Genomic DNA, 22742 nt, shown 5'->3' with positions numbered 1-22742 from the left:
GATGGGCGAATCCAGCAGTACAGGCGCCGGTACGGGCGCACTACCCGGTGTCTCGTACGTGATGCCCGTTTTGAACGAAGCACCATACGTGCGAGCCGCCGTCGAACGCCTCCTGGCCCAGGATTACACCGGTCCTTACGACATCACGTTGGCCGTGGGGCCCAGCAACGACGGCACCGAAGACGTCCTGGCCGCCTTGTCGCGCGAGTACCCGAACGTGCGCGTCGTGGCCAACCCGGCGGCGTCCACCTCGGCCGGGTTGAACGCGGCAATCAGGGCATCCTCGCACCCGGTCGTGATCAGGGTCGACGCCCATTCACTTCTGCCGCCCGACTACACCCGCATCGCGGTCGACACGCTGCAGCGCACCGGCGCCGACAACGTCGGCGGCCTCATGGATGCCCGCGGCACTACCCCCTTCGAGAAAGCCGTCGCGCGCGCCTACCGTTCCCGCATCGGGCTCGGCGGCACTCAGCACCATGTCGGCGGCAAGGAGGGCCCGGCCCAGACCGCCTACCTCGGCTCGTTCCGCCGCGACCGGCTGGAAGCAGTCGGACTCTTCGACGAAGGCGTACGACGTGGTCAGGACTGGGAGCTCAACAGGCGGTTGCGGGCGACCGGCGGAACGGTGTGGTTCACTCCGCAACTGGTGGTGACGTATCAGCCACGGTCGAGCATCCGCTCGCTCATGAACCAGTTCTTCGCCACCGGCATGTGGCGAGGCGAGCTGGTGCGGCGCTTCTCGTCTGCGAACTCCGTACGCTACTTCGCCCCTCCGGTGCTGGTCGTGCTGCTGGCAGCGTCGCTCATCGTCGGCCTGCTCGGCATCGCAGGTCTGCTCATCGGAGCAGCGTTGGGGTGGCTGACCCTGGCGTTCGCCGTGCCGGTTCTCTACCTGCTGTTCGTACTCGTCGCCGCGTTGACCATCGGCTCACAAGACGGGATCGCCGCTATGCTGCGATTCATTGTGGTCGTGCCGACGATCCATCTGAGTTGGGGGATCGGCTTCATCGGCGGGTTCTTCGAGCTGTCGCACGACCTGCACAGCCGGTCTGGGAGGTAGCGTGTCGGCTTCGGAATCGCAGCGCCGGCCCGCGTCCATCGCGGAGTTGCGCGAGGTCACGCAGCCACCGGAGGTGCGCCAGCGACGCAACGCAGAGCACTGGACCGCCCACCTCTACCTGCGCGACGTCTCGCCCTACCTCACCTGGGCGCTGCTGAAGACACGGATAAGCGCCAACGGCGTCACCGGGTTCATGATCCTGTCCGGATGGCTGACTGCGGCCTCCCTCCTGATTCCCGGCATCGGTGGAGCGCTTCTCGCCGTCGTGCTCGGGCAAGTCCAGATGCTCTTCGACTGCTGCGACGGCGAAGTGGCCAGGTGGCGCAACAGCTCATCCCCGGCGGGTCACTTCCTCGATGCCGTCGGCCACTACACGACCGAGACGTTCATCGCCATCGCGCTCGGACTTCGCGCCGCGGCATGGCCGTTCACGGCGCCAGACGACTATCTGTGGACGACCCTGGGGCTGGGGTTAGCGCTCGTTCTCGTGTTGAACAAGGCCCTGAACGACCTGACGAGGGTTGCGCGCGCATACGCCGGCCTGCCTCGCCTGGGGAACGCCGAAGCGGATGCCGCCCCCCAGCAGCGCCTCATCGCGCTGGCCAGGCGCGCGGTCAAGTTCTTCCCGTTCCACCGCATGTTCCACTCGGTCGAGCTCACGCTCGTCACGTTCGTGGTCGCGGTGATAGCCCTGTTCACCGGTTCCCCCGCGACCGAACGCGTCTACCTCGTGGTGCTGCTGCTGTTCGCGAACGTCGGATTGCTCGGGCATTTCGTCGCGATCATGAGCTCCAGGCGGCTGCGGGCGTGACCGTGGTCCTCACCGCTGAGGCGACCAGGCCATGAGTGAGGCGTCCCCCGGGAGCTATGCGGCCGCCGGTCACCCCACCGTGGGAGTCGTGGTACTCACGCAGGGAACGCGACCGGCCGAACTGAATCGCGCGCTGGCATCCGTGTTGGCTCAGCGTGACGTGGAGGTCGACATCGTCTGCGTCGGCAATGGATGGGAGCCGACCGGACTGCCGCCCGGGGTGGCGGCGCTCGGGTTGCCAGAGAACCTCGGCATCCCTGCAGGTCGCAATGCAGGTGTGCCGCGCACGACAGGCGAGTTCCTCTTCTTCCTCGACGACGACGAATACGTCGAAAGCGAGACCTTCCTCGCGGATGCCATCGCGCGTTTCCGCGCCGACCGCACGCTTGGCGTGCTGCAGCCTCGCGTTCGCACCATCGACGGTTCCCAGCCGCCGAGGCGCTGGATACCGCGTCTTCGAAAAGGGGATCCCGCAGAGTCCAGTCCGGTGTTCTCCCTGCTCGAGGGAGCGATCGTCATGCCCCGCGCGATCTTCGAGTCGGTCGGTGGCTGGGCAGGCCCGTTCTTCTACGCGCATGAGGGAATCGAGCTCGCCTGGCGGGTATGGGATCAGGGCAGGCGTGCGTGGTACGCGGGTGACCTCGAGGCGAGGCATCCGAACGTGGCGGCAACACGGCACACCGACTTCTACTGGCGCAACGCCCGCAACAGGGTGTGGGTGGCCAGGCGAAATCTCCCCGTGGTGCTCGTTCCCGTCTATGTCGCGACCTGGACGGTCATACAGCTGCTGCGTGCAGCCCGCGCACCACGCACCCTCCGTCCATGGTTCGCCGGGTGGGCGGCCGGTTGGCGTGACGATCCGGGTGAGCGGCGTCCCATGCGGTGGCGCACGGTGCTGCGCATGACGCTCTCGGGCAGACCTCCGATCATCTGACCGGACGGCCAGGCTGTCGCTAAGAATCCGCTAATACTCTTGACGCCATGGGTCTAGTTCGTGACGCCCGAGCCGGCGTTCGTCTCGTGCGGAACGCCTTTGCGCACCGGCGGGCTCGGGTGGAACTGGCGGCGCGGCTGCCCAAGGCTCCCGAACTCGTACCCGGCACGTACAAGATCGGCGTCTACTTTGCGGACGGCGCTGCGAGCCTTTACCAGATTCGTCAGTGGTACAAGCCGATGGCCGAGTTGAGCAAGAGGTGGCCCGTCGTGATCCTCTCGCGCTCGCCCCTCGCGGCATCCGTGCTCCTCGAGGAGTCGCCCGTCCCCGTCGCCTACGTGCGCACCGTGGTCGACCTGGAGAACACGATCGCGAACCAAGATCTGCGGGTCATCTTCTATGTGAACCAGAGCACCCGCAACTTCCAGATGATGCGATACGGACGGCGTTGGCACGTGTTCATCAACCATGGCGAGTCCGACAAGGTCTACATGACCACCAACCAGTTCAAGGCGTACGACTACGCGCTGGTGGCAGGTGACGCCGCCGTCACCCGCCTGAGCAAAGTGCTGTGGGACTACGACTTCGACAAGCGGGCCATCAAGATCGGGCGACCGCAGGCCGACTACTACTCGGGTGAGCTTCCGTACACACCGGACGAGAGGACGGTCGTGCTGTACGCGCCCACTTGGGAAGGTGACAGGGCGGCGGCGGCCTACGGATCGATAGGCTCGCACGGCGTTGCGCTCGTGGATGCGCTTCTCGCGACTGGGCGGCATCGCGTGATCTACCGTCCGCACCCTCGCTCGGGCGTGGTCGACGAGGCGTATGCGGCGGCGAACAAGCGCATCATCCAGGCCATCGCAGCAGCCAACGTGGCGGATTCCGAGGCGAAGCACGTGTACGACGACGGCCCCGAGCTCGGATGGCAGCTCTCGGCCGCCGATATCGCGGTCGTCGACATCTCCGCGATGGTCTACGACCGGCTGGCTGCCGGCAAGCCGCTGCTCGTCACGCATCCTGTCCGCCCTGAGGCCGAGATCGACAGAGCCGGCTATCTCTCCGCCTGCGAGTGGCTGTACGCCAAGGATGCAGGCAGCATCGTTTCGATCCTCGACGCGCTGCAGCACGACGACGAGGCCGGCGAGCGACTCGCGTTCTGGGTGCAGCACTACTTCGGCGACACGACCCCCGGCGCGGCCATCAGGCGACTCCGCGACGCCGTGCAGCAGCTGATGGATGAGTGGGAGCGGTTCGCCGAGATCCACGCAGGAGACGACGAAACACTCGAGCGTGGCGACGACTCCGACGTCGATGACGTCGATGATGTCGAGGCGATCCTCAGGGAGTGACGCTGCCGCTCTGACGGACTTCCGCCTGCTGCACGACCACCTGCCCGTCGGGATTTTCGTCATCGGCGACGGCGGCGGGAGACGCGAGCGACGCAGGAAAAGCATCCGGAACGGGCCCGAAGGCCCCGTGGGCCGAGTGCAGCACCCGCGACCCCGTGATGCGGTTGCCGGCGCCACCGACCACGGCGCCGACTCCGAACGGCAGCGCCTTGCCGAGGATGCTCGCGGTTCCCGTCGTCGCCAGCCGGCGCGTCATCGCCGCCTGCAACCTTTGCACGAGCGGCCCGACGAGCGCGCGCGGGACGCTGTTGGAGATCACCTGCCGCCAGTACAACTGCCTGCTGACCTCGGTTTCGGTCAGTTCGAGCCCCCACTGACGCACGAGGTTCGAACCCTCCTTGCCGAGGATGAGCGCCAGCACAAGTGCGCGAGCGCGCTCCGGGTCGTCGACGGGCAATCCGTGCAGCTCGGCGATGGATTGAGCGAACAAGGCGGTCGCTTCGAGAAACGCTGCCGTCTCCGCCGCTGAGAGCGCCAAGGTTGCAGCGGTGCCGAACGCGGGGATCACGGCGGTCGCCCCCACCGCCGTGCCGCTCGTCGTGACAGCGAGCAGGTACCGACGACCCACCAGGTATGCGACCTGCTCAGGGCTGGCATCGGGATGCCTGCGCCTGATGCTGCGCAGGTGCGCCAGCACGACCGGTCGCTGCACGGCGAAGAAGCGGTCGATGCCGCGATTCACGAGTGACGGAATGGCCGCGCCGCGGGTCGTGCTCGTGCCTGTCACCCCGACGAACGGCTTGATCTTCTTCGAGCGCGCCATGCATTCGAGTCTAGGGAGGCCGCCATGCCGTCGGCGGTACCCGATCCGCTCGCCCGACGGCAACGGCGCGTCTCCTATGCTTGCCCCGTGCCCCGCCTGATCACTCAGTCCGACTTCGACAAAGCGCGCGACCGCGCACACCGCGGCGAGAACATCGCCATCGCCGAGACTTTGCGCGACTGGGCGACGGACGAGGAGCACTTCACGCTGGCCGACGACGTGTCCCGCGCCGCCCTGCTGGTCGAAGCCGGCGAGAACTTCGGATACGCAGGCAATCACGCCGAGGCGTTGCGACTTTACGAAGCGGCGCGTGAAGACGGGGGCCCCAGCTATGTCGATCCGCGTGCGCTGATGGTCCAGGCGCTCTACCAGGGCGGGCGAACGGATGCCGCCCTTGAGCTCGCGGACGCCCTCCGCAAGGATTCTCCGCAGCTCGTCAACACATTTCTCGTGCTCGGCGGATTCTTCGAGCTCGTCGACGAGCTCAAGCAGGCGCAGCGCTGGTACTCCATGGGCATCCGCGCGATGGACAGCGGCAATGTTCCCGGGTCCGAGTCGCAGTACGAATCGATGCTGCTGGGCCGCGCTCGGGTGCGCAGCGAGCTGGGGATGCCACGCGACACCCTCGACGACGCTGCCGCCATCATCATCCAGCGTTACGGGGACGAGTTCCGCGACGCCGAGTAGGGCGAGAGCTCAACGTCCTACCGACTTCGAACGCATTCCCTCGCCTGGTTCTCTCGCTACTTCTCGACCCTCATTCTCGAGCCTGCTGCTCTGGCCGAGCGGCGTCCGCGTGAGGCCTTGACGACTCACGAATACGGCGCGGGATCGTCTCGAACCGCCGTTGCGCCGACAGCACAGGGCACAAACGCTCTGGACCCAAACGCTGCGGCGCTCATAAACAAGAACCCATGGTCGAGCCGTTCTCTCGCGCCGCGGGCGTGGTCGGAGAGCGGCTGCGCGGCATCCGCACCGAGCTCGGTCTGAGCCAGGAAGAGGTCGCCTACCTGGCCGACATCCACCCCACGAACTACGGCAAGATCGAGCGCGGCAGGGCGAATCCGAGCCTGAGCACGGTGATCCGCATCGCCACGGCCCTCGACACGGATGCCGGCGAGCTGATCACCGGCCTCACGCTGCACGACCTGCCGGGCCGGCATCGTCAGTACACGGCCAAGGACTTCATCCGCGAGCGTGAGCGCATGCGCTGAGCCGGCTCAGAAGCTGGCGCGCCACAGGTATTCGTCGCCGTTCGCGCGATGCCAGCGCACGACGAGGACCGTCGCTCGCGCCAGGTCGCTGCCATGGATCGGGATCTCGGCCACCTCTCCGGGGCCGAGCGTGATGGGGGCCTGGACGGGCATGCTGCCGGCACCGAGCAGCGAGAAGCGCACTCCCGTGAGCGTCTCGAGGCTCGCATTGCGTAGGCGGTAGCGCGGGGGAGTGCTGCGGTCAAAGACGAACGGAACGGGATACGCCATGCCCGGATTGCCGTTGGTCTCGTCGGGTCGAGTCGTGGTCATGCGGGGAGGTTAGGCGGGGCATCCGACGGCGAGGCATCCGCTGTGGACTGCCTCCTCAGCGGCGGTTCTGTGGACGACGAGACGTCGCGCTCGCCCGGAGGACCTGCTCCCGAACGATTGGGGCGTTCCCGCGAGCGTCAGCCGCCGTAGTCGCTGTTGTAACGGGCGAGCACGGAGCCGATATCGGAGTCGAGCGCGAGCTCGTGGTCGTTCAGATAGAGACCCCGAGTGCAGAAGCGACGGATCTCCTTCTCATTGTGGGATACGAAGAACATCGTCCGTCCTTCTGCGAGCATCTCCTCGATGCGCCTGTAGCACTTCTCGCGGAACATCCGGTCACCCACCGCGAGCACCTCGTCGACGATGAGGATCGGCTCGTCGAGTTGGGTGATCACCGCGAACGCGATGCGCACCTTCATGCCGCTGGAGAGGTGCTTGTACGGCGTGTCGAGGAAGTTGCCGATGTCGGCGAACCCCGTGATGTCGTCGAACCTCTCGTCGATCTCCGTTCTCGACATCCCGTGCAGCCCTGCGGTCAGGTACACGTTGTCGCGCACGCTCAGGTCGTCGACGAAGCCACCCGTGATCTCGATGAGCGGCGCAGTGCCCGCCTTCACCTCCACGGTGCCCTCGTCGGGCAGGATGACGCCGGCCACCAGCTTGAGCAGCGTGGACTTGCCCTGCCCGTTGCGTCCCACCACGCCGACGGCCTCGCCGGCCGGGACGGCGAAGGACACGTGGCGCAATGCCCAGAACTCGTCCGGCTTCGCGCGCCGCTGTCGCGACGAGAACAGGTCTTTGAAGCTGCGGCGTGACTGCCGGTTCCGCTTGAAACGGATGCCCACATCCGTCGCTTCGATCATCGTGGTGGTGGCCGTGGTGTTCGGCATCACATCTCCTTCAGCACGCTGCGGATCGTGCGTGCATACACGAGCCAGCCGACGACCAGGAAGATCAGGCTGCCGATCGCCGAGATCAGCACGAGATCCCAGTGCAGGTCGTGGGGGAAGAACGCCGAGTGGTAGATGCCGAACAGCCCGACCAGGGGGTTCAGGTCGGACAGCAGCCTGAAGACGGTGTGGGGCGGAACCGCGTTCGCCGGATAGAGAACGGCGGACACGTAGAAGAGCAGACGCAGCAGCAACCGCACGACTCGCTCGAGGTCACGGAAGAACATCACGAGGGGTGCGATGAGGAGCCCGAGGCCCACGAGCATCACGGCCTGGATGAGAAGCGCCAACGGTACGAGGGCGAGCTGCCAGTACACGTGCGCACCGCTCACGATGACGAAGAACGCGAGCACTGGCAACGAGAACAGGTACTCGATGCCCTTGCCGAGCACGATGCGATTGATCCAGATGGTGCGCGGGATGGCAACGGAGCGGATCAGCTTGGAGTCCCTGCTGTATGCGCGCGTGAAGTCCGACACCGCGCCGTTGAACCACGTCCACGGGAGCATGCCCGATAGCAGGAAGACGATGTACGGGTCTTCGGTGACGCCGCCCCGCTTGAAGATGACGGTGAAGACGAGGTAGTAGATGCCCGCCATCAACAGCGGGTCGAGGATGGACCACACGTAGCCGAGGGCGTTGGTCGCGTAGCGCACGTGCAGATCGCGCTTCGTGAGCAGCCACAGCGAGTGCCGGTAGCGACCGAAGAGCGAGCGTTGAGATCGCTCGGCGGGTCGCGCGGCGGCAGAGATCGTCACCCCACGATCGTAGCGACGCCCTACTGTGCGCATGGCGGGCGCGACGGGGAGGCACAAGACCAGCCGTAACTCAAAAGACGGATGCCGCCGGCCGATCGGCCGACGGCATCCGTCTCGAGTAGGAGACGTGTCACACGAAGAGGTTCGCGCGCTCCAGGTCTTCGGCGAAGTCGACCTCGACCGCGTACAGGTCGGAGATGTCGATCGGTTCGACGAGCATGCCGTCGTGCTGGATGGCCAGCTCGATGCCGCGCTCGAAGTAGTCCTGGTCGTCCACTCGCTGCAAGTGGTGCAGCAGGGCCGCCTTGTCGCGGCTGGACACGTAGTTGATGCCGACGGCCTCGCCGAGACCGCCCTTGACCGTCTTCGAGAGCTTCTCGATGAAGCCCTCGGCGCCCGTCGTGTACTTGACCTCTTCGTCGGACACCTTCGCGGTGTTCACGGTCACGAAGGACTGGTCGCGGACGATGGTCTGCGCGGCGCGCACGAGCACTCCCGGATCGAACACCACGTCGCCGTTCATCCAGAGCACGCCGCCGTTGCCGCTCGCTTTGAGGGCACGCATGAGGCTCTTCGACGTGTTCGTCTGGTCGTACTGCTCGTTGTAGACGAACGACGCGTCGGGGAACGCCTCGACGATGTGCTCGAGCTTGTAGCCGACGACGATCGTCACCTTCACCTTCGGGCCGAAGGCAGCGTGGATGTTGTCGAACTGCTGCTGCATGATGGTGCGGCCGTCGCTCAGCTCGGTGAGCGGCTTGGGTAGCGAGCGCCCGAGGCGGCTGCCCATGCCTGCCGCGAGAATGACAACCTGCGGTGTCGTGGTCACGTTTCGTCTCCTGTCATTCGTGCGCATAGTCGACCCCCCAATGAGTTGAACTGTGTGACGTGCGGATGACAGTCGATCAGCGGCGAACAGAGATCCTTCGCCTGTGCCGACCGCTTGCGTTCACCGAAGTGTCACCGATGCGTATGTGCAAAGACACCGCGTTGTGCCGTTATTCGAATTTACCGGGTGCTTGAGCCCCGAATGCGGGACGTTGCCGTTTCGTGATCGTTTTATGGGAGTGCTCTTAGAAAGCGGATACCGGCCGATCAGGCGCATACGTGGCAAATCCCGGCAAATCTCCGTGATCGCTGGTCGAACAGCTCCTTGCATTACATCTCTATGAGAGCGCGACCACTTCGTTCGCGCGAGGGGTGTGCCCCAAGCGCTTGGTAGGTTAGCGTAAGGAATTCGATGGCTCCGAAGGGGACGATGCTCGGGTCGGCGAACGTCGGCACGGACGCCGAGCCCACCGGGCGCCGCAGGTGAGCGCTGAGGCCGCGAACAATGCGATCGGTGCCTCGAGGGGACCATGTGACGGGGGTATGGCGCGTGCAAGATGACCCGCAGACGACCATCGCGGGGGGCGCAGAGGCATCCGCCGGAACGGATGCACGCGGTTCCGATTCGCCCGTCGGCCCCGTGGCCAGGGCGCGCGGGTCCAAGCAGTCGGAGGGCAGGCAGACCGGGCGTCCCCGTGCCACGGGACCTGCAGCGAACACCTCGGTCGTCGCAGAAGGCGGAGCGGGCGAGACCGCCGTGGTCGTCGCCGCACCAGGGGCTCGAGGCTCTCGCGGCACCACGCGCACGCGTTCGACAGGCACCCGGTCGACTACCGTGAGGCCGACCAGCGCAGCAGGCGCCCCGGCAGCGGATGCGGGAAGACCGCCCGTGGAGGCGGCTCGGGTCGCGCAGGAAGCCGAGACGCAGGAGGTCCAGGATCGGGCCGGCGAAGCATCCTCGGCGCAAGGTCCAGCGGGCACCACGACAGAGGCGCCGGAGCGGGCGAACACCGAGCACGCGGAGCCCGAGCAGGCGGAGCCGGAGCGCGCGAAGTCGGAGGGCGGAGTCGACACAGGGCCGTTGCCGGCGCATTCGTCTCCGGTGGATGAGAACACGGGATCGCGACAACGGATCACTCTGTTCGGGCGACGCCGTCGAGCAGCGGCGGCCGCAGCCGCAGCAGCCGCCGAGACGCAGCGAACCGACGAAGACGCGTCTGACCTTCTCGCAGAACTCGTACGCGAGACCGAGGTGGCCGACACAGCGCCACGCGGCAGGGCATCCGAGAGGCCCGACGCCGGCGAGGCCGACCTCGATCTGATCGTCGAGCAGGTTTACGAGTCCGATGCCCGTGACGAGGCGCTGGCCGGCGCTCCCGTCCTGGAGTACGCGGAGGAGACGGTCGACCGGGCAACGCTCACGCGGCCCGGTTCATCCGAAGCGGCCACGACGGGTGCGACATCCACGGTCGGGTCCGTGGAGACGGAAGATGACGCGACCTCGGCTGCCGAACTCCACGAGCGCGGAGCCGCGCAACACCCGCGCGCTCGCAGGGCTGCAGAGACGCGCGTCTTCCCGCCCGCTCGCCCAGCGCCGGCGACCACCGCACCCGTTGTGCTCTCCGTGAACGGTCTGCACAAGCGCTATGGGGATGTCGTCGCTGTGGACGGGGTCAACCTCACCGTGAGAGCCGGATCCCTCTATGGCATCGTCGGCCCGAACGGGGCAGGCAAGACGACGACCCTGTCGATCATTACCGGTTTGCTGCGCGCCGACTCCGGCGCGGTGTACGTGAACGGGGTGGACGCGCGTAAGCATCCGCGCGAGGTCAAACGGACCATCGGCGTTCTGCCCGACCACCTGCGCACGTTCGACCGGCTGACCGGCGCCGAGCTCCTGTACTACGCGGGCACGCTGCGTGGCTTGGATGCCGCGACCACCCGGCAGCGATCCGCGGACCTGGCGGCCGCGTTCGGCATCGAGGATGCCATGGGTCGCCTGGTCGCCGACTACTCGGCGGGCATGACGAAGAAGGTCTCGCTCGCCGCAGCCATGATCCATTCGCCGCGTCTCCTCGTGCTGGATGAGCCGTTCGAGGGCGTCGACCCTGTCTCTGCTGCGACGGTGACGGGCATCCTGCAGCGGTACGTGGATGCGGGGGGCACCGTGCTGCTCTCCAGTCACGGCATGGATCTCGTGCAGCGCATCTGCGACAGCGTCGCCATCATCGTCGGTGGCGTCGTGCTCGATGCGGGACCCGTCGACGAGGTGCGCGGCGACAAGACGCTCGAAGACCATTTCATCGAGCTGGCGGGTGGCCGCAAGGCTGTGGAGGGACTGGAATGGTTGCACAGTTTCTCCGACTGAGGCTCGCGTCATTCGGCAGCGGCTTCAGACGTGGGGGCTGGCACGCGTTCGGTCTTGCGCTCGGGCTGCTCTACACGGTGGCCGCGACGATCATCGTCTGCTGGGTGCTGGCGTCGACCCGTACCGCCAGCGACGGGCAGCTCGTGCGCGACATCCTCGTGATCGCCGGCGCCGTGGTCGCGTTGTGCTTCCTCCTCGTTCCACTGTTCACCAGGCAGGACGGCACGTTCGATCCGCGCTCCTACGGAATCCTCGGCCTCGAGGCGAAGGACGTCGCGGTGGGCGTCGGTGTCGCTTCGCTGTTGTCTGCACCTGCCATCGTGCTCGCGGTCTGCGCGGTCTTCACAGTCGTGACGTGGTCGGGCCATCCGGGCGCTGCAGCGCTCGCTGTTGTGGCCGCCGTGATCTGCGTGCCCACGTGGGCGCTGGGTGCGAGGCTGGCGTCGTCAGTTGCCGCGTTCGCGTTGGCATCACGTCGTGCACGAGAGTTCGCCGCGACGATCGGCGTGCTGATTCTCGTGATGCTCTCGCCGATCGTGTTCTTCCTGAGCACGCTGGACTGGAGCCGCGACGGATTGCGAGTCGTGCATTCGGCCGCCGACTGGGTGAGTTGGACCCCCATCGGCGCCGTATGGGCCGTCGGGGGAGACGCGGCAGCGGGGCAGTGGGGCGCCGCGCTCGTGAAGCTTCTGATCGCCGTCGCAACGCTCGCCGTCATCGCGTTCGCCTGGTGGGCACTCGTCGCGCACATGATGGTGACGCCCGACAGGCAGGTGCAGGCGAAGACGCATGTAGGGCTCGGCTGGTTCGGAAGGATGCCCGCGCGCCCGGCCGGCGCCATCGCAGCGCGCAGCCTCACGTACTGGGGCCGGGACTCGAGGTATTGGGTTCAGCTCGTACTCGTTCCGTTCTTCCCCCTGATCATGGTCGGGGCGCTGCTCGTCTCGGGCGCCGTGCGGCCCCACGACGTCGCCCTGATCCCGCTGCCGGTCATCTGCCTCTTCGTCGGCTGGGTCGCGCACAACGACGTCGCTTACGACGGCACTGCGGTCTGGCTGCACATCGCTTCAGCCACGAGAGGCATCTCCGACCGGCTGGGAAGGCTTGCACCGGTCGTGCTGGTCGCCGTCCCCGTGATCGCGCTGGGGAGCATCCTCACCGTTTTCGCATACGGCAGCTGGGATGTGCTGCCCGCCATCACCGGGGTCAGCGTGTGCCTGGTGCTCACCGGGCTCGGGCTCTCCAGTGTGTCCTCTGCCGTTGCGCCGTATCCAGCGCCCCGCCCTGGCGACAGTGCGTTCGCGCATCCTCAGCACACGGGGGGAAGCGCAACCTTCGCGCAGTTCGCCAGCCTGCTGCTCACAGTGGTGTTCGCCGGCGCGCCGGTCGCGATGATGCTGCTCGGCGTCTTCCAGGATCCCGCGTGGTTCCTCGGCGCACTGTGGAGCGGTCTCGGCATCGGGGTCGCCGTGTTCCTCGTGGGCCTCTGGATGGGCGCCGCCGCCTACAACCGCCGCGGCCCCGAGATCATGGCCTTCGCGCTGCAGAACGCGTGACGCGGTCTCGCACGTCTCGTTCGCTCGGCTAGGGCCGCGCCACGCGATTTAGACTGGGCGGATGGCTGACAACAGCATCGCAGAACCCGGTGGCCCCGGCGCAGCACCCGACGGCGGCGGCCTCGCGACTCTCGACCGCGAGCTCGAGGAGCTGCTGCAGAACGAGCAGATGGAGCCGGGAGACCACGAGCGCTTCTCCCATTACGTACGCAAGGAGCAGATCCTCGAGTCCGCGGTGACGGGAAAGCCCGTGATCGCACTCTGCGGAAAGAAGTGGACTCCGGGTCGCGACCCGGAGAAGTTCCCGATCTGTCCCGAGTGCAAAGAGATCTACGAGGGTCTCAGCGACGACTGAGCAAGGCCGCTGAGGCCGGCCGGCAACGGTTGGATGGTTAGACGTACTCCGTGGGTATGGCTGGTTCTCCGCGCCCAAGGCGGAACGCGGACTCCGGCAGTTCCTCGCGTGCAATCGCGTGATGCCGCCTCGCGGCTTCGACGCCTCGCGCACCGAGGTGCCCGGTGACGGCGACTCCGTCGCGCATCAGCGGAACGTGCAGGTGCCGTCCCGCGGGCGCATGGCCCGGGCTCTGCACGATGTGGATCTCTTCGGCGACGGCGATGCCGACCTTGTCCATGGCGCGTACCGGCACCTTCGTACCGCCGATCGACGCTTTGCCGGTGGATGCCTTTGCCACCGGGATCCAGACGCCCGCGGCATCCTTTCTGGCCACCAGCTTGTACACCATGCCAGCCGTCGGTGCTCCCGAGCCTGTCACCAGCGAGGTGCCGACGCCGTACGAGTCGACGGGCGATGCGCGCAGAGCGGCGATCGCGAACTCGTCCAGGTCGTTGGTGACCGTGATGCGGGTACTGCGTGCGCCCAGGGAATCCAGCTGCGCCCGCACCGAGGCCACGAGCACGGGCAGGTCGCCCGAGTCGAGGCGTACCGCTCCCAGTTCGGGTCCCGCAATGCGCACCGCCGTCTCGATTGCCTTGTGCACGTCGTAGGTGTCGACGAGCAGTGTGGTGCCAGAGCCGAGCGAGCGCACCTGGGCGCGGAAGGCATCCTCTTCGCTGTCGTGCAGCAGTGTGAACGCGTGCGCCGCGGTGCCCATTGTCGGGATGCCCCACGTGCGACCCGCCTCGAGATTGGAGGTGGCGCTGAATCCGGCGATATAGGCAGATCGAGCCGCCGCGATCGCCGCTTCTTCGTGGGCCCTGCGCGATCCCATCTCTGCCAGCGGTCTTCCGCCGGCCGCAGAGACCATGCGTGCAGCTGCGCTCGCGATCGCTGAGTCGTGGTTGAGAACGCTCAGCACCAGGGTCTCCAGCAGCACGCCCTCCCCGAACGGGGCATCCACCACCAGGATCGGTGAACCGGGAAAGTACAGTTCGCCCTCGCTGTACCCGCGGATGGTGCCGTTGAATCGAAAGTCCGCCAGCCAGTCGAGCGTCTCGTCGCGCACCACACGGTTGTCGCGCAGCCACTGCAGTTCGGCGTCTTCGAACCTGAACCGCTCGATGAGCTCGAGCAGCCGGCCGGTGCCGGCCACGACCCCGTACCGGCGGCCACCGGGAAGCGAGCGTGCGAACACCTCGAAGACGCATTCGCGTTCATGCGTGCCCGAGAGCATCGCGGCGTCGAGCATCGTGAGCTCGTAGCGGTCCGTGAGAAGCGCGGTGGAGCGGCGCTCGGCTGGTGGCGTCACGAGTACGAGCCTATTCGAGGCTCTAGTCTCCCGATCGAGCCTCCGCCATGCCTGCCTTCCGGCGGTCGTAAGCTGGATGACCGTGACAGACGCTCCGATCGGCATCTTCGATTCCGGTGTCGGAGGACTCACCGTCGCCAGGGCCGTGCGCGACCAGCTGCCGAACGAGTCCATCCTCTACGTCGGCGACACCGCCAACTCGCCATACGGACCCAAGCCGATAGCGCAGGTGCGCGCTCTTGCCCTCGAGGTGCTCGATTTCCTGGTGGAGCAGGGGGTCAAGATGCTCGTGATCGCCTGCAACACCGCATCGTCGGCGATGCTGCGCGATGCGAGGGAGCGGTACGACGTTCCGGTCGTCGAAGTCATCCAACCCGCGGTGCGGCGCGCCGTGGCAGCCACCCGCACGGGAAGGGTCGGCGTCATCGGAACCGTGGGCACCATCAACTCGCGTGCCTACGAGGACGCCTTCGCGGCCGCGCCCGCCCTGAGCCTCTACACCCAAGCATGCCCGCGTTTCGTGGAGTTCGTGGAGGCGGGCGTCACCAGCGGTCCCGAACTCCTTGATGTGGCGTCGGCTTACCTCCGCCCGCTCAAGGAGGCGCGGATCGACACACTCGTGCTCGGCTGCACCCACTACCCATTCCTCAAAGGCGCCATCTCGTACGTGACGGGGGAGGACGTATCGCTGGTCTCCAGCGACGTCGAGACCGCCAACGACGTGTACCGGGTGCTGGTGTCTCGAGGACTGGAGCGGCGGGCCACGGATGAGCCGAGCATCCGATACGAGGCGACGGGGGACGACACGGACTCCTTCGTGCGTCTCGCGCACCGGATGCTCGGCGCCGACGTCGGTTCGGTCGATGTCGTGCGCACGGGGGCGATCGACCTGCGCGAGTTGCGCGGGAGCTGACCACGCGCTCGGCGCGGGTGCTGCATGAGCGCTCGGTAGGGTGGAGCGGTGAGCGACATCATCCGAGCCGACGGCAGAACACCCGACCAGCTGCGCCCCATCACCATCGAGCGTGGTTGGAGTGCGCAGGCCGAGGGCAGCGCCCTCATCTCCTTCGGCAGCACCAAGGTGCTGTGCACGGCATCCTTCACCGGGGGCGTGCCGCGGTGGCTGACGGGCAAGGGTAAGGGCTGGGTGACTGCCGAATACTCGATGCTTCCGCGCTCGACCAACCAACGCACCGACCGCGAGTCAGTGAAGGGTCGCATAGGGGGCCGCACTCACGAGATCAGCCGGCTGATCGGCCGCAGCCTGCGAGCCGTTGTGGACATGAAGGCGCTCGGCGAGAACACCATCGTGCTCGACTGCGATGTGCTGCAGGCCGACGGCGGCACGCGAACCGCCGCCATCACGGGGGCGTACGTCGCACTTGCCGACGCCCTCGAATGGGGCAAGGAGCACAAGTTCATCGCGCAGCGTGCGACGCCGTTGATCGACACGGTCTCGGCGGTCTCCGTGGGCATCATCGACGGCGAGCCCATGCTCGACCTGGCGTATGTCGAAGACGTTCGGGCGGAGACCGACATGAACGTCGTGGTGACAGGCCGGGGGCTGTTCGTCGAGGTTCAGGGCACGGCCGAGGGCGCACCCTTCGACCGCCGCGAACTAGGATCGCTGCTCGACCTCGCCGAGGCCGGATGCCGCGAGCTCGCCTCGTTTCAGGCACGCGCGCTCGGCGTGGAATCCGCGGACGTCGCCGCGTCATGAGCGACGCTGACCCGGCGCAGGCGCCGGGCAACGGTGCGCGGGTACAGGTGGTGCTCGCCACGCACAACAAGCACAAGCTCGAGGAATTCGCCGCGATCATCGCGCAGCGCATGCCCCAGGTGGAACTCGTCGAGTACGACGGGCCGGAGCCCGTCGAGGACGGCGTCACCTTCGCGGAGAACGCCCTGATCAAGGCCCGCGCGGCAGCAGAACACACTGGGCTGCTTGCGCTCGCCGACGACTCGGGCATCTGCGTCGACGTTCTCGGCGGTGCGCCAGGTGTCTTCTCGGCGAGGTGGAGCGGGAGGCACGGCGACGACGCGGCCAACCTGTCGCTGCTGCTCGCGCAGCTCGCCGACGTGCCCGATCGACACAGGGGCGCGCACTACACGTGTTCCATCGCTCTCGTGCGGCCACGGGACGGGCGGCACGGCCAGGAGCGCGTGGTCGAGGCGGAATGGAAGGGAACACTGGCCCGCGCACCACGCGGAACCAATGGGTTCGGCTATGACCCGGCGTTCGTGCCGAATGGCTCGGCGCTCACCGCAGCCGAGATGGACCGCACCGTGAAGAACGCCGGCAGTCATCGTGCGAAGGCGTTCCGCGCAATGGTCCCTGTTTTGGAGCAGCTGCTCGCCGACTGAGGTACGCCGGTCCGGGCGGCGGATGGCGCATCTCGGGCGCCCGGCCCTACCGTTGAAGCATCATGTCCCAATCCCACGGTCACGGCGCCGGGCACGACCACGGTGCACACGGCTCGAGCAGGCGGCGCCTGCTCGTCGTGATCGCGATCGTGCTCGCCGTTTTCGCGCTGGAAGTGGCGGGAGCGGCTGTCAGCGGTTCGCTGGCATTGCTGGCGGATGCGGGCCATCTCGTCAGCGACCTGATCGGCCTCGTCGTCGCGTTGGTCGCAGCGACCGTGGCCGCGCGACCCGCCACCGACAGGCAGACGTTCGGGTTTCGCCGGGTGGAGGTCTTCGGAGCCTTGCTGAACTCCCTCATCCTGATCGGGGTGGCGGTCTCGGTTGCGGTCGGTGCGGCGTTCCGCCTCACGGAGCATCCCGAGGTACAGGGCGGATGGATGCTCGCCGTCGCCGTCATCGGGCTCACAGGCAATCTCGCCGGTCTCCTCGTGTTGCGCGGCGGCGCAAAAGCATCCATCAACATGCGCGGCGCCTATCTGGAGGTGCTGGGCGACACGCTGGGATCGCTTGCCACGATCGTTGCGGCAGTCGTCATCCTCACCACGGGCATCGGATGGGCCGACTCCATCGCCTCACTCGTCATCGCCTTGCTCATCGTCCCTCGCGCGTTCTCACTGCTGCGAGAGGTGGTCAGGGTGCTGAGCGAGTCGGCTCCGGCGTCGACGGATGTGGCGGAGATCCGCAAGCACATCCTCGGCACAGACGGCGTCGTTGACGTGCACGACGTGCACGTGTGGGCTATCACGTCAGGTGCCCCCGTGTTCTCGGCCCACGTCGTCGTATCGCCGACCGTGTTCGCCCGAGGGGGCGCGGGTGCGCTGCTCGATGAACTCGGCGGATGCCTGAGCTCGCATTTCGATGTCGCACACTCGACATTTCAGCTCGAGCCGGCCGAACATGCTGCCCACGAGGGCGACACGCATCGCTGACGATCGATGCCGCGCCGGGTCCCTTGTGCCCGGAGCGGTGCTGCTCGGAGCGGTGTTGCCCGGAGCGGTGCTACTCGGAGTGGTGCTACTCGGAGTGGTGCTACTCGGAGTGGTGCTACTCAGCGCTGTGCTTCGGACGGCCCAGCACCTCGGAGGTCGCTGATCGGTCTGTACGAGAGTCGTCCGACTGGCCGTGTTCGCTTCGCTCCTGCTTCGCGTCTGCAGCCTCAGCCTTGGAGAGACGACGCGACTTGCGCAGACCCATCAGGTAGTGGATGAGCGCGGGGACGACCGTCACCAGGACAGCGAGGATGAGGATGACGTCGATGTACTTCTCAACGAACGAGGCGACCGGCGGGATGAAGCCGAGCAGCCATCCGAAGAGCGTCAGCCCGGCGCCCCAGAGGAACGCGCCGATCGCGTTGTAGAGGCTGTAGCGGCGATAGCTCATGTGCCCGACGCCCGCGGCCACCGGGGCGAAGGTGCGCACCACGGGAACGAACCGCGCCAGGATGACGGCGACGGGTCCGAACCGCTCGAAGAACTTGTTCGTGCGCTTGACGTTCTCGATGCTGAAGAGGCCGGTCTCCTTGCGTTCGAAGATGGCCGGCCCTGCCTTGTGCCCGATCAGATAGCCCACCTCGCCGCCGAGGAAGGCGGCGAATGCGATCAAAAGGCACACCCACCAGATCTGCAGCCCGAACACCATGTTCGTGAAGGTGAGGATGCCACTGATCAGCAGGAGCGTGTCGCCTGGCAGCACGAACCCGATGAGCAGACCGGTCTCGGCGAAGATGATGCCGCAGACGACGAGCAGCGACCAGGGCCCGACCGAATGGATGATGACGTTCGGGTCGAGCCACGGGATCAATGCGGTGTGGAACACGAGTCTCCTGTCGTCGGCGCCCGTGGTGAGCGGCAACCGGTCGTCGGCGGCGATAGCTGAACGGTGTAACGCCCAGCAATGCGTCGAACAGGCGTTGGCAGTGAGTCTACCGACGAGCGGTCGGCTCAACCCGGGTGTTGACCCCACGATCGATGGGTGCCGGCCCCACGTATGCAGTGTGGCGCGCGGGATGTAAGAAGGGGCAAAGGAGGCTTCGGTTGGTGCGGGAGGGGGGACTTGAACCCCCACGCTCGAAAGCACAGGAACCTAAATCCTGCGTGTCTGCCAGTTTCACCACTCCCGCGAGGCGCCCATCATCTTAGGGTCTGTCTCGCCCGCACGCACTCCGAGCGTCCCGATGTCTTCCATGGTGGACCGCTCGACGCTGTCGGCTCAGCTGCCTGGGGATAACTTCGGCGAGGCGCGCCGAGCTCTGGGCATCATGACGGCATGACGGATCCCGTGCGCCTCATCGCAGACCGCGTGCGCGACCGCGTGCGGCGAGACGGCGTCGATCTGGCCGCGGATGCACCGCGAGCGGCTGCCTATGCCAGAGACGAGGTGCGCCGCTACACGGAGCACGCGCTCGGCGGGTCGCTGCCGCTTGTTGCAGACGAGGTGCGCACCGAACGCGAGGTGCTCGCGTCGCTCACAGGATTCGGTCCTCTGCAGCCATACCTCGATGACCCGGGCGTCGAAGAGATCTGGATCAACGCTCCCGACCGCGTCTTCATCGCCCGCGGCGGTCGTTCGGAGCCCGTCGACCTTGCTCTCAGCGAGTCCCAGGTGCGCGACCTCGTAGAGCGCATGCTGCAGGCATCCGGGCGACGCGTCGACCTCTCTTCGCCGTTCGTCGACGCCTCGCTGCCGGACGGGTCACGGCTGCACGTCGTCATCCCTGACGTCACCCGCCGGCACTGGGCGGTCAACGTGCGCAAGTTCTCGAGTCGCATCCGCGACCTCGGCCGGCTGGTCGCGCTCGGATCGATCACGAGGCAGGCCGCCGAGTTCTTGCGCATGTGCGTGCTCGCCGACCAGAACATCCTCATCGCCGGTGCGACCCAGAGCGGCAAGACCACTCTGCTCGGCGCCCTGCTGGCAGCGGCACGTCCGGGCGAGCGCATCGTTACCGTCGAGGAGACCTTCGAACTCGACCTCGCCGCGGCAGACGTCGTCTCGATGCAGTGCAGGCAGCCGAGCCTCGAAGGCACGGGAGAGATCACCCTGCGGCGGCTCATCAAGGAAGCGTTGCGCATGCGACCGGACCGGCTCGTGGTGGGGGAGGTGCGCGAGGCGGAGAGCCTGGACCTCCTGCTCGCCCTCAACTCTGGATTGCCCGGGGCGTGCTCCATCCACGCGAACAGTGCCAGGGAGGCGCTCTCGAAACTGTGCACCCTGCCGCTTCTGGCCGGGCGCAATATCGACTCCGGATTCGTCGTACCCACGGTCGCCACCTGCGTCGACATCGTCGTGTTCTGTTCGCTTGAACGCGACGGGCGGCGTCGGGTGACGGAGATCATCGCGCCGAGCGGAGCCGTGACCACAGGCATCATCGAGGCGAGCCCGATCTTCGCGTTGAGGGCCGGCGAGCTGACGGCGACGGGCGGCTACCCTGCGAAGCGCGCGAAATTCGAGGCGGCCGGGCTCGACCCCGCGGTGGTGCTGGCACGATGATCCCCGGCATCGCGTTGGGTGGCGCACTGGGCGTGGGCGTTCTTCTCGTCCTCTCGCCGTTCATGTGGCCGGGGCACTCGAGGCCCAAGACGATCCGGTCGGGCGAGGGGCTCCGTCGCAAGCTCATGCTGGCTGGCATGCCGGCGCTCGCCCCGTCGGCGTTCGTGGGCGTCTGCACACTGCTCGCGCTCGTGTTCTTCGCGGTGGCCCAGGCGCTCTTCGGCATCATCGCGCTCTCAGCTGGGCTGGCGGGCGTCGGAGGCTGGCTTCCGTGGAGCCTTGTCTCCTGGCGCGCCGCCACTCGCGTGCGGGCAAACCGCACCCTTTGGCCAGACATGGTGGACCAACTGGTGTCGGCTGTGCGGTCGGGGCTTGCCCTTCCGGACGGCGTCGCTTCTCTTGCCCGCACCGCGCCCGAATCCACGCGGTCAGCGTTCGCGGAGTTCGAGCGGGACTATCGCACGACCGGTGTCTTCGCCCCGGCTGCCGACCGGCTCAAGGCGGCGCTCGCCGACCCCGTCGCCGATCGCATCATCGAGACCCTCAAGATGGCGAGGGAAGTGGGAGGCGGGGAGCTCGTCGGGGTGCTCAAGGCGCTCGCCTCCTCGTTGCGCGAAGACGCAGCAGTGCGAGCCGAGATCGAATCCAGGCAGTCATGGACCGTCGGGGCGGCCCGCCTCGGTGTCGCCGCTCCGTGGCTGGTGCTCGCGATGCTCGCAACGAGGCCCGAGGCATCCGTCGCGTACAACACGCCCGTCGGTGCCGTCGTCATCGTCGTGGGCCTGGTGGTGTCGCTCATCGCATATCGCGTCATGCTCGCGATCGGTCGGCTGCCGGAGGAACGCAGGTGGTTCAGGTGACCGCCGTGCTGGGCTGGGGTGTGCTCTGCGGAATCGGGTTGGGTCTCGGGCTGTGGTCCCTCGTCGCGTTGCTGCCCACCATGCGACGCCCGAGCCTAGCCGATAGGGTCGCGCCATATCTCGTCGACGTATCGGAGTCCGCCCGTGCTCACGCCGCCCGGCGCACCGTACAACCCCTTCCCGTCATCGGATCGGTTCTCGCTCCGGTCGTGGAGTGGCTCCGCACTGCCACATCTAATGTTCTCGGCGGCAACGAAGCGATCGCCGCTCGGCTGCGGCAATGCGGTAGTCCGCTCGCCGTTGATGAGTTCCGGCTGCGTCAGGTCTCGTGGGCGATCTGCGCGCTCGCCGGCGGCGCTGCGCTGTCCGGGCTGGTAGCGGCACTGCGCCCGCTCCCGCCCACGGTGCTCCTCGCCGCGCCGATCGTGTTCGCCGCGATCGGATTCCTGCTGCCCGACCGGCTGCTTTCCCGAGGCGTCAAACAGCGGCTGGAGCGGATGACCGAGGAGTTCCCGACCGTCCTCGAACTGCTGACGCTGTCGCTCAGCGCGGGAGAGGGCATCCTCGACGCGATGCGCAGAGTCTCGAGAAGCGGGTCTGGCGAGCTTGCCGGCGAGCTGGGACGCGTCGTCGCCGAGACGGGCATGGGCGTGCCGTTGGCCGCCGCTCTCAGCCAGGCGAGCAGAGACATCCGCCTGCCGCAGTTCACGAGGTGCGTGGATGCCGTCGTCACGGCTCTGGAGCGCGGGACGCCGGTCGTGGAGGTGTTGCGTGCGCAGGCGATCGACGCGAGGGAAGGGGCGAAGCGGGGTCTGCTCGAACAGGCGGGGAAGAAGGAGATCGGGATGCTCGTGCCGCTTGTGTTCCTGATCCTGCCCGTGACGGTGCTGTTCGCTGTCTTTCCCGGCATCGTCGTCTTGGAGACCGGCTTCTGATGTGGCAGGAGCGCTTGTCGGGGCGACTGAGACCGGAGTTGTCCGACTGCGAGCGGGAATCGCGTGAACGGCATCGCGAGCGAACAGCTGAGGACGAACAGCGGAACACAGAACGGGAGGACGAGCGAGTGACAAAGGGGAAGGACCGCCGGATGCGCGGCACACGTCGACGCAGAGGACTGTCGGAAGGGTCGGGGCGCATGGTGGCACTGGCGCGGGACGAGCGGGGAGACGTGCCCGGCTGGGTTCTCATCACCCTCATGACGGCAGGGCTCGTGATCATCATCTGGGGACTCGCGGGCCCCGCGCTGAGCGGTGTCTTCCAGCAGGCCATCGAACGCGTCACGTCGTTCTGA

At 67.1% G+C, this 22742-nt stretch carries 24 protein-coding genes and 1 tRNA gene; 17 read left to right on the top strand and 8 right to left on the bottom strand.

Features of this window, described 5'->3' with window-relative positions:
- Position 1 precedes the first annotated feature (1 nt).
- Genes ACO2Q7_RS04060 through ACO2Q7_RS04045 form a run of 4 tightly spaced genes read left to right on the top strand, consistent with a single transcriptional unit; the run spans position 2 to position 4160 of the window.
- On the top strand, positions 2-1063 hold the full coding sequence (locus ACO2Q7_RS04060; RefSeq protein ID WP_423354343.1) for a glycosyltransferase family 2 protein: 1062 nt from the start codon (positions 2-4) through the stop codon (positions 1061-1063).
- Between the two features lies 1 nt (position 1064).
- On the top strand, positions 1065-1874 hold the full coding sequence (locus ACO2Q7_RS04055) for a CDP-alcohol phosphatidyltransferase family protein (protein WP_423354342.1): 810 nt from the start codon (positions 1065-1067) through the stop codon (positions 1872-1874).
- Between the two features lie 31 nt (positions 1875-1905).
- On the top strand, positions 1906-2808 hold the full coding sequence (locus tag ACO2Q7_RS04050) for a glycosyltransferase family 2 protein (RefSeq protein ID WP_423354341.1): 903 nt from the start codon (positions 1906-1908) through the stop codon (positions 2806-2808).
- A 47-nt stretch (positions 2809-2855) separates the two neighbouring features.
- Positions 2856-4160: a CDP-glycerol glycerophosphotransferase family protein gene (locus ACO2Q7_RS04045; RefSeq protein WP_423354340.1), complete on the top strand. Its 1305-nt coding sequence runs from the start codon at positions 2856-2858 to the stop codon at positions 4158-4160.
- Here ACO2Q7_RS04045 and ACO2Q7_RS04040 read toward each other — a convergent pair.
- Positions 4150-4983, bottom strand: coding sequence for a hypothetical protein (locus tag ACO2Q7_RS04040; protein ID WP_423354339.1), 834 nt, complete (start codon positions 4981-4983; stop codon positions 4150-4152). The two genes, ACO2Q7_RS04045 and ACO2Q7_RS04040, sit on opposite strands and share 11 nt — an antisense overlap.
- 87 nt (positions 4984-5070) lie before the next feature.
- Between ACO2Q7_RS04040 and ACO2Q7_RS04035 the strand changes: the two genes are divergently transcribed.
- Positions 5071-5670, top strand: a complete 600-nt coding sequence (locus tag ACO2Q7_RS04035) for a tetratricopeptide repeat protein (protein ID WP_423354338.1) — start codon at positions 5071-5073, stop codon at positions 5668-5670.
- Positions 5671-5897: 227 nt separating this feature from the next.
- Positions 5898-6197: a helix-turn-helix domain-containing protein gene (locus ACO2Q7_RS04030; RefSeq protein ID WP_423354337.1), complete on the top strand. Its 300-nt coding sequence runs from the start codon at positions 5898-5900 to the stop codon at positions 6195-6197.
- 6 nt (positions 6198-6203) lie between these two features.
- On the opposite strand, the gene ACO2Q7_RS04025 is transcribed toward ACO2Q7_RS04030, so the two are convergent.
- From ACO2Q7_RS04025 to ACO2Q7_RS04010, 4 genes are all read right to left on the bottom strand, one after another.
- Entirely contained in the window at positions 6204-6509 is a 306-nt protein-coding gene (locus ACO2Q7_RS04025; RefSeq protein WP_423354336.1) for a hypothetical protein, read from the bottom strand.
- Between the two features lie 137 nt (positions 6510-6646).
- Complete coding sequence (locus ACO2Q7_RS04020; RefSeq protein ID WP_423354335.1) at positions 6647-7399, bottom strand: ABC transporter ATP-binding protein; 753 nt, start codon at positions 7397-7399, stop codon at positions 6647-6649.
- The gene (locus ACO2Q7_RS04015) at positions 7399-8211 is read right to left on the bottom strand and encodes an ABC transporter permease (protein ID WP_423355955.1); all 813 of its coding nucleotides are present in this window, start codon (positions 8209-8211) and stop codon (positions 7399-7401) included. The genes ACO2Q7_RS04020 and ACO2Q7_RS04015 overlap by 1 nt, the downstream gene beginning before the upstream one ends.
- A 136-nt stretch (positions 8212-8347) precedes the next feature.
- A complete protein-coding gene (locus ACO2Q7_RS04010; protein WP_423354334.1) occupies positions 8348-9046 on the bottom strand; it encodes an NTP transferase domain-containing protein in 699 nt (232 codons plus the stop codon).
- 513 nt (positions 9047-9559) lie between these two features.
- Here ACO2Q7_RS04010 and ACO2Q7_RS04005 point away from each other — a divergent pair.
- From ACO2Q7_RS04005 to ACO2Q7_RS03995, 3 genes are all read left to right on the top strand, one after another.
- On the top strand, positions 9560-11413 hold the full coding sequence (locus tag ACO2Q7_RS04005; RefSeq protein ID WP_423354333.1) for an ATP-binding cassette domain-containing protein: 1854 nt from the start codon (positions 9560-9562) through the stop codon (positions 11411-11413).
- The gene (locus tag ACO2Q7_RS04000) at positions 11389-12969 is read left to right on the top strand and encodes a hypothetical protein (protein WP_423354332.1); all 1581 of its coding nucleotides are present in this window, start codon (positions 11389-11391) and stop codon (positions 12967-12969) included. The genes ACO2Q7_RS04005 and ACO2Q7_RS04000 overlap by 25 nt, the downstream gene beginning before the upstream one ends.
- A 61-nt stretch (positions 12970-13030) precedes the next feature.
- Positions 13031-13324, top strand: coding sequence for a DUF3039 domain-containing protein (locus ACO2Q7_RS03995; protein ID WP_423354331.1), 294 nt, complete (start codon positions 13031-13033; stop codon positions 13322-13324).
- Positions 13325-13361: 37 nt separating this feature from the next.
- Here the strand turns inward: ACO2Q7_RS03995 and ACO2Q7_RS03990 are convergent, their stop codons facing one another.
- Positions 13362-14618, bottom strand: a complete 1257-nt coding sequence (locus ACO2Q7_RS03990) for a nicotinate phosphoribosyltransferase (protein ID WP_423355954.1) — start codon at positions 14616-14618, stop codon at positions 13362-13364.
- Between the two features lie 142 nt (positions 14619-14760).
- Here ACO2Q7_RS03990 and murI point away from each other — a divergent pair, with 142 nt between their 5' ends.
- From murI to ACO2Q7_RS03970, 4 genes are all read left to right on the top strand, one after another.
- Positions 14761-15591: a glutamate racemase gene (gene murI, locus ACO2Q7_RS03985; protein WP_423354330.1), complete on the top strand. Its 831-nt coding sequence runs from the start codon at positions 14761-14763 to the stop codon at positions 15589-15591.
- Between the two features lie 48 nt (positions 15592-15639).
- Positions 15640-16398 (top strand): ribonuclease PH, encoded by a 759-nt coding sequence (gene rph, locus ACO2Q7_RS03980; RefSeq protein ID WP_423354329.1) that lies wholly within the window; start codon positions 15640-15642, stop codon positions 16396-16398.
- Positions 16395-17042: an RdgB/HAM1 family non-canonical purine NTP pyrophosphatase gene (gene rdgB, locus ACO2Q7_RS03975; RefSeq protein WP_423354328.1), complete on the top strand. Its 648-nt coding sequence runs from the start codon at positions 16395-16397 to the stop codon at positions 17040-17042. Before rph ends, rdgB begins: the two co-directional genes overlap by 4 nt.
- Positions 17043-17104: 62 nt before the next feature.
- Positions 17105-18031: a cation diffusion facilitator family transporter gene (locus ACO2Q7_RS03970; RefSeq protein ID WP_423354327.1), complete on the top strand. Its 927-nt coding sequence runs from the start codon at positions 17105-17107 to the stop codon at positions 18029-18031.
- Positions 18032-18146: 115 nt separating this feature from the next.
- Here ACO2Q7_RS03970 and ACO2Q7_RS03965 read toward each other — a convergent pair whose 3' ends face one another.
- Positions 18147-18917 (bottom strand): DedA family protein, encoded by a 771-nt coding sequence (locus ACO2Q7_RS03965; protein ID WP_423354326.1) that lies wholly within the window; start codon positions 18915-18917, stop codon positions 18147-18149.
- Positions 18918-19136: 219 nt separating this feature from the next.
- Positions 19137-19221: transfer RNA gene (locus ACO2Q7_RS03960), tRNA-Leu, on the bottom strand.
- A gap of 146 nt (positions 19222-19367) precedes the next feature.
- Here ACO2Q7_RS03960 and ACO2Q7_RS03955 point away from each other — a divergent pair.
- The 4 genes from ACO2Q7_RS03955 (at position 19368) to ACO2Q7_RS03940 (ending at position 22742) form a co-directional block, all read left to right on the top strand.
- A complete protein-coding gene (locus ACO2Q7_RS03955; RefSeq protein WP_423354325.1) occupies positions 19368-20591 on the top strand; it encodes a CpaF family protein in 1224 nt (407 codons plus the stop codon).
- Positions 20588-21451, top strand: a complete 864-nt coding sequence (locus ACO2Q7_RS03950; RefSeq protein WP_423354324.1) for a type II secretion system F family protein — start codon at positions 20588-20590, stop codon at positions 21449-21451. The genes ACO2Q7_RS03955 and ACO2Q7_RS03950 overlap by 4 nt, the downstream gene beginning before the upstream one ends.
- On the top strand, positions 21439-22386 hold the full coding sequence (locus ACO2Q7_RS03945; protein WP_423354323.1) for a type II secretion system F family protein: 948 nt from the start codon (positions 21439-21441) through the stop codon (positions 22384-22386). The genes ACO2Q7_RS03950 and ACO2Q7_RS03945 overlap by 13 nt, the downstream gene beginning before the upstream one ends.
- 152 nt (positions 22387-22538) lie before the next feature.
- On the top strand, positions 22539-22742 hold the full coding sequence (locus ACO2Q7_RS03940; RefSeq protein ID WP_423356024.1) for a hypothetical protein: 204 nt from the start codon (positions 22539-22541) through the stop codon (positions 22740-22742).

This window comes from Rathayibacter sp. KR2-224, from assembly GCF_049446075.1.
GTDB lineage: Bacteria > Actinomycetota > Actinomycetes > Actinomycetales > Microbacteriaceae > Humibacter.
Note: the sequence above shows the minus strand (reverse complement) of the source record. Positions and strands in the feature narration are given on the sequence as shown.

Coding starts and splice junctions, on each gene's coding strand:
- ACO2Q7_RS04060 (WP_423354343.1), top strand. CDS start 2: ATGGGCGAATCCAGCAGTACAGGCGCCGGTACGGGCGCACTACCCGGT.
- ACO2Q7_RS04050 (WP_423354341.1), top strand. CDS start 1,906: ATGAGTGAGGCGTCCCCCGGGAGCTATGCGGCCGCCGGTCACCCCACC.
- ACO2Q7_RS04045 (WP_423354340.1), top strand. CDS start 2,856: ATGGGTCTAGTTCGTGACGCCCGAGCCGGCGTTCGTCTCGTGCGGAAC.
- ACO2Q7_RS04040 (WP_423354339.1), bottom strand. CDS start 4,983: ATGGCGCGCTCGAAGAAGATCAAGCCGTTCGTCGGGGTGACAGGCACG.
- ACO2Q7_RS04030 (WP_423354337.1), top strand. CDS start 5,898: ATGGTCGAGCCGTTCTCTCGCGCCGCGGGCGTGGTCGGAGAGCGGCTG.
- ACO2Q7_RS04025 (WP_423354336.1), bottom strand. CDS start 6,509: ATGACCACGACTCGACCCGACGAGACCAACGGCAATCCGGGCATGGCG.
- ACO2Q7_RS04020 (WP_423354335.1), bottom strand. CDS start 7,399: ATGCCGAACACCACGGCCACCACCACGATGATCGAAGCGACGGATGTG.
- ACO2Q7_RS04000 (WP_423354332.1), top strand. CDS start 11,389: ATGGTTGCACAGTTTCTCCGACTGAGGCTCGCGTCATTCGGCAGCGGC.
- ACO2Q7_RS03995 (WP_423354331.1), top strand. CDS start 13,031: ATGGCTGACAACAGCATCGCAGAACCCGGTGGCCCCGGCGCAGCACCC.
- ACO2Q7_RS03990 (WP_423355954.1), bottom strand. CDS start 14,618: ATGCTCGACGCCGCGATGCTCTCGGGCACGCATGAACGCGAATGCGTC.
- rdgB (WP_423354328.1), top strand. CDS start 16,395: ATGAGCGACGCTGACCCGGCGCAGGCGCCGGGCAACGGTGCGCGGGTA.
- ACO2Q7_RS03970 (WP_423354327.1), top strand. CDS start 17,105: ATGTCCCAATCCCACGGTCACGGCGCCGGGCACGACCACGGTGCACAC.
- ACO2Q7_RS03955 (WP_423354325.1), top strand. CDS start 19,368: ATGACGGATCCCGTGCGCCTCATCGCAGACCGCGTGCGCGACCGCGTG.
- ACO2Q7_RS03950 (WP_423354324.1), top strand. CDS start 20,588: ATGATCCCCGGCATCGCGTTGGGTGGCGCACTGGGCGTGGGCGTTCTT.
- ACO2Q7_RS03940 (WP_423356024.1), top strand. CDS start 22,539: ATGCGCGGCACACGTCGACGCAGAGGACTGTCGGAAGGGTCGGGGCGC.